Origin of the sequence: Chamaesiphon sp. OTE_8_metabat_110, assembly GCF_031382685.1 — a bacterium.
In the GTDB taxonomy this organism is placed as follows: Bacteria; Cyanobacteriota; Cyanobacteriia; order Cyanobacteriales; family Chamaesiphonaceae; genus Chamaesiphon.
The window spans coordinates 1-10,788 of the sequence record NZ_JANMZA010000028.1 but is presented as its reverse complement, the minus strand read 5'-3'; the positions used below and the strand labels follow the sequence as shown (position 1 = coordinate 10,788).

10 protein-coding genes are annotated in these 10,788 nt (G+C 48.4%); 4 read left to right on the top strand and 6 right to left on the bottom strand.

Features of this window, described 5'->3' with window-relative positions:
• Positions 1-699: ketol-acid reductoisomerase (gene ilvC / locus RMO52_RS01125; protein WP_310410209.1), on the top strand; the 699-nt coding region annotated here is incomplete at its 5' end.
• Between the two features lie 307 nt (positions 700-1,006).
• Here ilvC and RMO52_RS01120 read toward each other — a convergent pair.
• Positions 1,007-1,708, bottom strand: a complete 702-nt coding sequence (locus RMO52_RS01120; RefSeq protein WP_310410207.1) for a DUF642 domain-containing protein — start codon at positions 1,706-1,708, stop codon at positions 1,007-1,009.
• Between the two features lie 405 nt (positions 1,709-2,113).
• Between RMO52_RS01120 and RMO52_RS01115 the strand changes: the two genes are divergently transcribed.
• From RMO52_RS01115 to RMO52_RS01105, 3 genes are all read left to right on the top strand, one after another.
• Positions 2,114-2,635 (top strand): photosystem I assembly protein Ycf3, encoded by a 522-nt coding sequence (locus RMO52_RS01115; RefSeq protein ID WP_309738709.1) that lies wholly within the window; start codon positions 2,114-2,116, stop codon positions 2,633-2,635.
• A 137-nt stretch (positions 2,636-2,772) separates the two neighbouring features.
• The gene (gatC, locus tag RMO52_RS01110) at positions 2,773-3,057 is read left to right on the top strand and encodes an Asp-tRNA(Asn)/Glu-tRNA(Gln) amidotransferase subunit GatC (protein ID WP_310410204.1); all 285 of its coding nucleotides are present in this window, start codon (positions 2,773-2,775) and stop codon (positions 3,055-3,057) included.
• Positions 3,058-3,131: 74 nt separating this feature from the next.
• Entirely contained in the window at positions 3,132-3,359 is a 228-nt protein-coding gene (locus RMO52_RS01105) for a ferredoxin family protein (protein WP_309738712.1), read from the top strand.
• An 86-nt stretch (positions 3,360-3,445) separates the two neighbouring features.
• Here the strand turns inward: RMO52_RS01105 and RMO52_RS01100 are convergent, their stop codons facing one another.
• The 5 genes from RMO52_RS01100 to RMO52_RS01080 form a co-directional block, all read right to left on the bottom strand.
• On the bottom strand, positions 3,446-3,766 hold the full coding sequence (locus RMO52_RS01100; RefSeq protein WP_309738714.1) for a hypothetical protein: 321 nt from the start codon (positions 3,764-3,766) through the stop codon (positions 3,446-3,448).
• A gap of 157 nt (positions 3,767-3,923) precedes the next feature.
• Positions 3,924-6,635, bottom strand: a complete 2,712-nt coding sequence (locus tag RMO52_RS01095) for an HAD-IC family P-type ATPase (protein ID WP_310410201.1) — start codon at positions 6,633-6,635, stop codon at positions 3,924-3,926.
• 92 nt (positions 6,636-6,727) lie between these two features.
• Positions 6,728-9,568, bottom strand: coding sequence for an MFS transporter (locus RMO52_RS01090; protein ID WP_396134852.1), 2,841 nt, complete (start codon positions 9,566-9,568; stop codon positions 6,728-6,730).
• Positions 9,569-9,880: 312 nt separating this feature from the next.
• Positions 9,881-10,282, bottom strand: coding sequence for a phage holin family protein (locus RMO52_RS01085; protein WP_309738717.1), 402 nt, complete (start codon positions 10,280-10,282; stop codon positions 9,881-9,883).
• A gap of 121 nt (positions 10,283-10,403) precedes the next feature.
• Positions 10,404-10,574 (bottom strand): YqaE/Pmp3 family membrane protein, encoded by a 171-nt coding sequence (locus RMO52_RS01080; protein WP_309738718.1) that lies wholly within the window; start codon positions 10,572-10,574, stop codon positions 10,404-10,406.
• Between the last annotated feature and the right edge of the window lie 214 nt (positions 10,575-10,788).

Here is a 10,788-nt window from a genome sequence, read left to right as displayed (position 1 = left end):
GCGGGTAAAACGCTGGCTTTTGCCCACGGATTTAACATTCACTTCGGGCAAGTCTTGCCACCAGCAGATGTCGATGTCATCATGGTCGCACCCAAAGGCCCCGGACATACGGTGCGCTACGAGTACCAAAAAGGTCAAGGGGTACCTGCTTTATTTGCTGTCTATCAAGATGCTTCCGGTCAAGCGCGCGATCGAGCGATGGCTTATGCTAAAGGCGTTGGTGGTACCCGAGCGGGTATCCTCGAAACTACGTTCCGCGAAGAAACCGAAACCGACCTCTTCGGCGAGCAGGCAGTATTATGTGGCGGCTTAAGCGCCTTAATTAAAGCCGGGTTTGAAACGCTCGTCGAAGCAGGTTATCAACCCGAACTCGCCTATTTTGAGTGCCTCCACGAAGTTAAACTGATCGTCGATCTCGTTGTCGTTGGTGGCTTGGCAGAGATGCGGAGTAGCATCTCGAATACGGCTGAATATGGCGACTACACGCGCGGCCCCCGGATTGTCAACGATGCGACTAAGCTAGAGATGAAGAAGATCTTGAGTGAAATTCAATCGGGACAATTTGCCCGCGAATTTATCCTCGAAAAACAATCTGGCAATGCTGGTTTCACTGCCGTCCGTCGCTTGGAAGCCGAGCACCAAATCGAATCAGTCGGTAAGGATCTCCGCGCGATGTTTAGCTGGTTGAAGAAAAACTAAACTGGGGTAAGGTATCATCCCACTTTTTACAATCCCTAAAGATAAACTAGTCTCGATCGCCGCATTTCCTCAAGTCTGGCTTGAGAGAAACTTATTATTTAGCAAACTAATAAAAATTGGGATGCTCCCAGGTCGCGATGGCAGCTAGCGAAATTCGAGAATGAGCAGATCGGTGTAGATGCTCGCACTGCGCTCGCTAATTCTAGTCACCAAGATCGTGTTGAGATCTCTGAGCTAATAATAAACCCCCTCTTAGCAATTGTTAAGAGAGGGTTTATTTATTATTGATGAGTTGGATGTCTAGATTCTAGTTTTTGTCGGTAGAGTTAGACTTTAGTTTCTTTCTCATCCGGAATGCTGCGCTACCCCCAACGATAGAACCAATAATGGTGAAAGGCTCAGGGACGCTGGCAGCAGAAGATATGGTCGAAATTTGAACGTTGTCCAGACCTACGAAATTGTTGTCTAATGTACTGTTTAAAAAAGCGATCGAGGTAGATCCGGATGTCGCAGTAAAGTCATAGAAATACGACTGCCAATTTACAGTACCTGCGGAGAATGTAGAGTTTGTGAATGCGATTCTTGAACCACTATCAATACTCAGTCCTAAGCTTGAGGGTGTTTGGTACACTGGGCCACCGTTAGCAACACCAACAGAGAAGGCCAAACGATAAACTTCACCAGCGTTGGTAGCAATCGCTTGTTCTACACCACTATCAGTTCCTGTATTACCAGAACCAGTCAGGTCGAGACTATTAAAACCTTCTGCCGCTGTAAATGCGTTAATACTATTAGGAGCTGACTCGCTATAGGTGGTTTCTAATAGCACAACTCCACCACCTAAAACATTCCAACCACCAATACTACTTCCAGCGGCAAAACCTTGCGCGCCACCGGGTGACAATGCTGGTGTTTCAAAACTACCGTTAGCAATAGTCGCAGCTAAAGATGGAGCTGTAAAACCTACTGTGAGCAATGATGCAATTGCGAAGCTATCAATGATACGCATTTATTTAATTCCTTGTAATGGATATCGGGGGAGGTGAAACTCGATTGCTAGAATAGTACAAGAATACTATACTACAAAAGGCTAAATTCTAATCTAACATCAGTATACCCTGCCAAGAGACTAAAATTCACACGCCAATGTAGTTTGTCGAATCCAGAAATCGTATGAGGTTGGGAGGACAAGGATCTGGACGATTATAATAAGTATCGATATTGGCTTTCGATCTACGCTCGCAATATTTTTAGGTAGCGACTCTAAAAATATTAGTGAGACCGCTACAGAGGCTGGCTAACTAAAGAGAATTGTTACTAGCCCTTGGTTTCATTTCCCAGAACGGTAAAATAGATGATGGGTGCCGATCGCCACTCAATTATCGATTACTAATGATTATTTAATTTAACTCTTATGCCAAGAACCCAGAAGAACGATAACTTCATCGACAAAAGCTTTACCGTCATGGCAGATATCTTACTCAAGATCATGCCTACCAACAAACGTGCTAAAGAAGCCTTTGTCTACTATCGCGATGGCATGTCCGCGCAAGCCGATGGTGAATACGCCGAAGCTCTAGACAACTACGAAGAAGCCCTTCGACTCGAAGAAAACGACTACGATCGCAGCTATATTTTGTACAATATGGGTCTGATCCACGCGAGTAACGGCGAACATACGCGCGCCCTAAACCTTTACTCTCAGGCTGTCGAACTCAATTCACGCCTGTGCCAAGCTCTCAATAATATCGCCGTCATCTATCACTATCAAGGTGAAAAAGCCGCCGAAGAAGGCGATCTCACCACTAGTGAAGCTTGCTTGGGCAAAGCCGCCGAATACTGGATTCAAGCCATCAAAATCGCTCCCAACAACTATATCGAAGCCCAAAACTGGCTCAAAACTACCGGACGATCGCAGATAGATATTTATTTTTAGTGGATAGTGAATAGTGGATAGTGAATAGTGAATGGTGGATGGTGAATAGAGTTTAGATGTTCTCTCTATTACCTTTTACCTTTTACCTTTTACCTTTTACCTTTCACCTTTTACCCCTTACCCCTTACCCCTTACCCATGCTCGATCGCGAACAAGTACACAAAGTCGCTCTTTTGGCTCGATTGGAGCTGACTCCCGACGAAGAAGAGCAGTATGCAGGACAGATGAGTAGTATCCTTGACTACTTTGAACAACTGAGCGAACTCGATACCAATGATGTCGAGCCGACGACTAGAGCCATTGATATGAGCAATATTACCCGTCACGACGATCGAACTGCATATCAAAATCTGGCAGGTATCTTTGATGCGGCACCAGATCGCGAAACTGATTTCTTCAAAGTTCCCAAAATTATGACTTAGAGACGTGTCGATCGAGACATGTCATCTACGTTAATATTAATTATTGTTGCCCTCAAAATTAGAGAGAAGAAACTGTGGCTCACTCGATCGTTACCAATGTTTGTGAAGGTATAGCTGACTGTGTAGCGGCATGTCCCGTCGCCTGTATTCATGATGGCCCAGGGAAAAATACTTTGGGTACCGATTGGTATTGGATTGATTTTTCGACTTGTATCGACTGTGGTATTTGTATTCAGGTTTGCCCGATCGAAGGTGCTATTTTGCCTGAAGAAAGACCGGATCTGCAAGCCACTCCTAAATAATAATAAATCTAGCTAAAATTAAGATGGTGGGCAGATATTGCTGATTCAGATCCCCGATTTCTCCAAGAAGTCGGGGACTATTAGAATTATTTACCCGCACTCTCGATCTCTTTTTGTTCTTGCTTGAAGGCTTTTTCTTCGGCTTGCTCTTCTTTCATTTCAGCTTCGATGAGAGCTTTGGGATCTTTGTTGAGCTTAGCAATCTCATCGTATGCTTCCGAACGAGTGGCGGCAGGGTTGGTCAATTCAAATGGTTGAATTACTTTTTCATTAGCGCGAGCAATTGGCGGTGCGGCATAGCTAGAGGGGAGTAGGATAAGGTTGGTAGCCAAGATCAAACTTGCTAGTCCAATTGTCCATAAGCTTTTGACAAATAGGTTTTGGATCGAATTCAATATTTTTTTCATGGGATCTTTTACGTGTATATTTATGGCATGAATTAGGATTGAAAGATCGATCGGACGATATCGATCGAACCTTAAATGTAAGATTATCATTGAAGTTGGTGATAAACCTTCTATCAAAAGGTGTATGGAATAGGCGATAGATTATGCTTTTACTTAGCTACTCGATCGGGTCGAACCGATTTAGGAGCTTGACAATAATCACGATCGGCAAGCTGACAACAACGCTAATTAGGGCGCGATCGAAACTCAGGGGTACTGTTTGGAACAATTGATTCATCACGCTCCACTCGACAAACAACCATTGCAAAGCGAGGATGGCGATAATGCCGATCGCGGGCATATAGGCAATCTGGTGATGACGATCGCGAAGTCTGGCAAATAAGGACGGCACAAATTGCGTAATACTCAGCAGGTAAAAGGCTTCGGCAGAGATTAACGTATTGACAGCCATCGTCCGCGCTACTGCGATATTCCCGATCGTTTGTTGTGCCCATTCAAAACTAACAAGAACGGCGATGACATTAAACAGCGAAATTATCGCGATTCGCCGCAGCAGACGCGGGGTGAGTAGCGGTTCATTGGGGTTGCGCGGTGGCAACTTCATCACGTCTTTGGACTTGGGTTCAAAGGCGAGCGGGACTGTTAGAGCAGTGGCACTGACCATATTAATCCAGAGAATTTGCAATGGCAGAATAGGTAACACTCGCCCTAACAGTACGCTTACCAAAATCGTCAAACCTTCACCCCCATTGACTGGGAGGGCGAAGGCGATCGCGCGGAGCAGATTTTGATATACCGTGCGCCCTTCTTCGACGGCGGCGGCGATCGAGGCAAAGTTATCATCGGCTAAGATCATCGCGGCGGCTTCTTTGGCAACTTCAGTACCAGTAATGCCCATCGCAATGCCTAGATCTGCTTGCTTGAGGGCGGGGGCATCGTTGACCCCATCGCCAGTCATCGCCACGATCGCGCCTTGAGCTTGGAGGGCTTCAACTAGCCGCAATTTCTGCTCTGGAGCCACCCGCGCAAAGACGACACCCGTATAGGCAGCTTGGGCAAACTTCCGTGCGTCCATCTGACTGAGTGCTTGTCCCGTATGGGATTCTGGCTCAGACTGGCTCAGTTGCATCATCCGGGCGATCGCCGTGGCAGTTAAAATGTGGTCGCCAGTAATCATCTTGACCTGAATCCCCGCTGCTTGACAGACTCGAATCGCTTTAATTGCCGCAGGTCGGGGTGGATCGAGCATCCCCTGCAATCCTAGAAAAACTAGTCCTTGCTCGATGTCAGAATGCGCTAGCGGCTGCGGTGCGGTCGGCACGGACTTGCTAGCGAAGGCGAGGACGCGCAACCCCTGTTGAGCCATTTCATCGACCTTGCGCTCGATCCTCGCTCTGTCTAGAGTGGCAAACTGACCGCGATCGTCGAGGAGGCGATCGCACCGTTGGAGGATCGATTCGATCGATCCTTTGACATAGATTAACAGCTCGGTGGAGTTGGTTTGATGCAGGGTCGCCATGTACTGAAATGCTGACTCAAACGGGATCGTATCTATTCTCGGCAGTTGAGAGTCTGAGTCTTGGCGATTTAATCCGGCTTTTTGGGCAGAGACAATCAAGGCGGCTTCGGTAGGATCGCCGACGATCGTGTATTGCCCCGCTTGGGATTGGAGATGGGAATCATTGCACGACTGTCCGGCGGTGAGGCATTGAATCAGGGCGGGTGTCGTCTGGACGATCGGGCGATCTGCCAATAACACTTCCCCGTCGGGCGCATAGCCAACCCCCGTCACCGTATAGTCGCGATCGCCTGCGTAGATCGCTTGGACTGTCATCTGATTTTCGGTGAGCGTTCCGGTTTTATCGGAACAAATGACAGTCGTGCTACCGAGCGTTTCGACGGCTGCTAGCTTGCGGACGATCGCATTGCGTTTTGCCAAGCGCGAAACACCAATTGCCAGTGTAATCGTGACGATCGCAGGCAAGCCTTCCGGGATGGCCGCCACGGCAAAAGCCACGGTGGTAGTGAAGACCTCTACCCAAGATTCATTTTGGGGCAGTGCCACGATAAAGTTCAGTACTGCCAATCCCAAGATGATGTACAGCAAATTTTTACTAAATTTGCCCAGCTTGCGGGTTATCGGCGTTTCGACATCGGTGCTCTGCTCCATCAATTGCGAGATCCGCCCGGTTTCGGTCGCAGTGGCGATCGCGACTACCAAGCCCTGCCCTTGTCCAGAAGTAACCAAACTGCCCATATAAGCCATGCTGGTACGTTCTGCCAATGTCGTAGTCGCGGCTAATGGCGTGGTGTTTTTCTGAATCGGCATTGATTCACCTGTCAATCCCGATTCATCCACGGTGAGATTGTTGACAGCAATCAGCCGCAGATCGGCAGGGATCTTGTCCCCCGCTGCAAGCTGGACGAGATCCCCTGGCACCAACTGCTCGGCAGGAATCTTCCGGGTTTTACCGTCCCTGATAAGGGTTGTTTCGGTAGTTACGGACTTGGCGAGGGCCGCGATTGCCCCTTCAGCTTGGGATTCTTGGACAAAGCCGATAATGGCATTAATAATGGTCACGCCAAAAATCACGCTAGAATCGACCCATTCCTCTAATAGGGCTGTTACTACCCCAGCAGCCAGCAGAATGTACAGTAGCGGCTGATTGAATTGGAGGACAAACCGCAGCCAAGCACTTTTTCCGGCTTTACCAACTAGTTGATTGGCACCAAATTGGGCGTGTCGGCGATCGGCATCGGCGATACTTAAGCCTGTTTGGAGATTGGTGTCGAGCAGTTGGGCAGCTTCAGTGGCTGGGAGGGAATGCCACTGTGGCGGGTTGGAATCCTTGGTTAGCGTTGTTGTCACTGTGCTGAATCCTGGTAGAAACTAGATCGATCCTCAAAACACAACAGTCACCAGAGTAATAACTACTCTGATGACTGCGCTCGATTTAATATTTAGAGCATACCAAATCCTTTGACAGCAATAATCCCGGCGACGGCGGAGGCGGCTAGCGATGTTATCGCCGTACTAAATAACCACCATGCAGCTCCGGCGGCGACCTTTTGAGTTTCGATCGCTTGTTGGCGCGTCTGTTTTTGGATCTTTTTGATGCGTTTTTTGACTTCGAGTTGTACCTGCTGGGCGCGTTGGAGGACGCCATCGCGGGTAGATTCGATTTTGTCGATAATCCGATTGGCGTCGGCTTCAGAGATATCCTCGCGGGAGCTGAGGACGGCGACTAAAGTCTCGCGATCGAATTCGCCAAACCGTTCGCCGAGGGCTTCAAATCCGGCTTGTGGGTCGTCAAACAGCTTGCTGAAGTCGGCTTGGATGCCTTCATAGTTGAGTTCGGGACGTTCGAGTCCGTTGAGATAGTCGCGGACTTTGCCAAACAGGCTATCGATCGAGGATTGGAAGGTTTGTTGGATCTTCTGAAGTTGTTCGGTGATTGACTTATAGCTCGATTCTACCCGATCGGCAATCTCGTTTGCTTCATATTCGCTGATATCTTCCCGTTGGGACAGCAATGAGACGAAGGTAGTTCGATCGAATTTGCTGACGCGATCGCCTAAGCTATTAAAACCAGCGCTAGGATCTTTGAGCAATAGTCCTAAGTCGCGCTTGATACCATCGGGATTTAACTCCTCTTTATTGGTATTGCGGAGGTAGTTTTCGAGATTGGCTTCAAAGTCTACTGCTTGTTTTTTAGCGCGGCTGGCGAGGCGGCGGGGTGCTTTGACGATCGAAGTAATTGCCGATTGCAATTGGTCTACACTTTGGTTGACCTGTTCTTCGGTGAGGTTGCCTTGCTGGGTGAGCAGCTTGACGAGAGTCTCACGATCGACTTGAGATAACCGTTCGCGGAGGGCACCAGCGCCCGCTTTGGGGTCATCTAACAGGGTTTGGAGGTCGCGTTTAATCCCGTCTGGGTCGAGTTCTGAGAGGTTGGTCTTGCGGAGGTATTCGGAGATCGCCGCAGTGGTTTTTTCGTACTGAGCTTTAGCTTGCTCGGTTAGTTGGCGCGGTGCGTCCAGGGCGCTCTGACGGGCTTTGTCGATCCGATCGATCGCTTTATTGATTTGGTCTTCATCGAGGTCTTGACGCTGGCTCAAGAGCTGAACCAAGGTATCGCGATCGAATTGCGACAGCCGTTCTTTAAGCGCATCGATGCCAGCTTGAGGATCGTCAAATAAAACTTTGAGATCGCGCTCGATCCCGTCAGGATTAAGTTCTTCGCGATTGGTATCGCGCAGATAGGCTTCAACTTTACCCCGTAGCTCCTGGGCTTTGGCTTGGAGGTCGAGGGCGGGGACGGAAGCTGAATTGGGGACGCGAGTCGAGTCCAAGATTTCTGATTTGGCTTCGTCGAAATAGTTGGCGAGACTTTCGATGCTATCTGGCTGGAGATCGTCGCGCATTGAGAGGGTTTGCACGAAGTAATTGCGATCGAGCGGTTCTAGCTGCTGGCGAATTGCCGCAGGATCGGCTTGCGGATCGAAGACGACATCTTTGAATTCTTGCTTGACGTTGGCTTGGCTGAGTTTCCAGGCGGGAGAAGAGAGCAGGTAGTCTTGCAGATCTGCTTGGATGACGCTAAATGGTCGCGATTCTTCTGTGGAGCCAGATGGCTCTGCTGAAGTTGGATTGTTACCGTCAGCGGAACTCAGTACGGCGGCTTTGATTTTGTTGACCTGAGTGGCAACTTTTTCGACATCTAAATCGGACAGATTGGCATTTTGGACTACCTTACCAACCAATGTGCTTAAACCGACTTGCAATGCTTGGTTTACCAGGCTCCCACCGTTCCCGCCGCCAAGGTTGCTACCTTTGACGATCGTTTGGAGTTTGCCCGTCAATTCGTCAGGGTTTAAATCTTCAGGGTTGACTGACTTAATTAGATCGAGCAACTGGCTGGGCACATCGGCTTTACCACCTTTACCCGACACTTGTTTCCAGGTGCTTTCCAGCTTGTCGGCAATTTTGTTGAGATCTTGTTTGGATAAGTCGGTGCGGCTACCGACCAAATCGACAAAGGTTTGGCGATTGACGTTGCTGAGTAAATCGCTATTTGCCAGATCTTTGAGATCGGATTCTTGGATCAGTTTTTCAAACTGCGAACCGATTTTGTCTACATCTAGGTCGGGCAGCTTCAGACCGCTCAATGAGCTTTGGAGTGTCTTTTGAATGCTGCTCGGATCGAAGCCAGCCGTCAACTCACGGCGGACAACGGCAGTAATATCTTCAGCAGTAGAGATGGCTTGATTTTTAGCCACATTGGCACCCACAGCGGCGGTGGCGGTACCCATTAGCCCTTGCAGACCGGAGGTAGCAGTACTGGCGATCGAGCCGAGCAGCGACCCGACAGCACTCGATCCGAGCCACATGACAACGGTAAAATACACCGCCCAAATCGTCACACCCACAACCGCCCCAATGAAAGCGCTATCGACTAGTGTAAGTCTGACTGCCAAATAACACGCGGCAAATAACGCGATCGAGGCTGTCACGAGTACGCCGATGCCGACTTTAGTTTCGATGCCGCGTACTGTATCGAGCAAACTCTCATCGTCATCTGAATCGCTATCCAGATCCGGCGTACCGGGCGAGGCAACTAGCGCTACTGACAGGTTGGTGAGCAATAACTGAAAGGCAAATGCCATCGCAATCCCCGCTAGCACTCCGAGTGCTAAGTTCGAGTTGGTAGTAGCAGCAGCCGGATTCTCGACCACGAATGCCCCCGGCGCGATCTCGATCTGTGCCAGTTGGGCTAGCCGAGCGGCTAAAATTATGTTCATCATTGTTTCTTATTGGTTAATGATTTGTCGAACTCAATAATTTTCCGAGAGAATTATTGCCGCAATTAAAACTACCTAAAATCCACCCAGAATAGATTTTCTAGGGGATAAAAGTGCTAAATTTATTTAGGTCTAAGTATGTAGGCACAATTTTTTATAAAATAGATTGTGCCTGAAACCTTTGTGGGCATTGCCCACGCTACTGGGAAGACTTTGTAACGTTAGCCCCAAGACCGCACTTGTTCAAGACACAATCGGAGGCGGTGCTAAAGCAGAGCAAATATCCTTAACTTGAATCTAGGTTAATTAAGATTACTTCTCGATCGCCATTGAAGAATCACTCGCTGGATTTAAGAGCTTTCTTTCGGCAAAGTAGTTGTTCATGAAAGTGCTGGCGAGAGACAATACAACTGGCCCTGCCAAGAAGCTGATTAAGCCGTGAATCGCGAAGCCAGGTACAAATAGAGCAGCCAACCACAGGCAGATCCCGTTGACTACTAGTGAAAACGCTCCTAGACTCAAAAAGTTAATCGGTAAGGATAGTAGCGACAGCACGGGGCGAATAGTGGAGTTGATACCTCCGATCGCGGCAGCAGCTAACAGTGCGGCTGGAAAATTGGCAATATCGATCCCTGGGACGATGGTATCGATTACTAGCAAACCTAGGGCGGTGGCTAGTGTGGTCATTGCATAACCAATTAGATTATTGTTCATATTTTTATCCCTTGAAAATCTCAACGCGAGTTAAGTACTGACTTATTTTTATCTTGAATCAGTGTGTAGAACTGATAGAAATAGACTCAAAATTTAAGTACTAAAACTATCCACTAAAACACTAGTAAGCTTGGTCTTGCTTGGCGATCGCCCAAACTGCATGAATGCTGCCGGGAATCCAACCGAGTAAAGTTAAGCCAATATTGATAAACAGTGTCGGGCCAATTCCGTAGGTCATAAAAACACCTACTGGCGGTACCACGATTCCGAGTATTAAAGGCAATATTTTCATTGTGGTTAATCCATTTTATGAATGAATATCGAGTAGCGATCGGGCTGACTTGAGTAGCTGCGTAGTCGTTGACCCGTACAAGTCGGCTAGACTTCGATTTAGGTTGGTTTACCCCCCAACCCCCCGTATAAAGGGGGGCGTTATTAATACCTCCCCTGTTTAAGGGGAGGGGTGGGGTGGGGTGGAGGACTCCGCAACCACCCAAATAAACAAA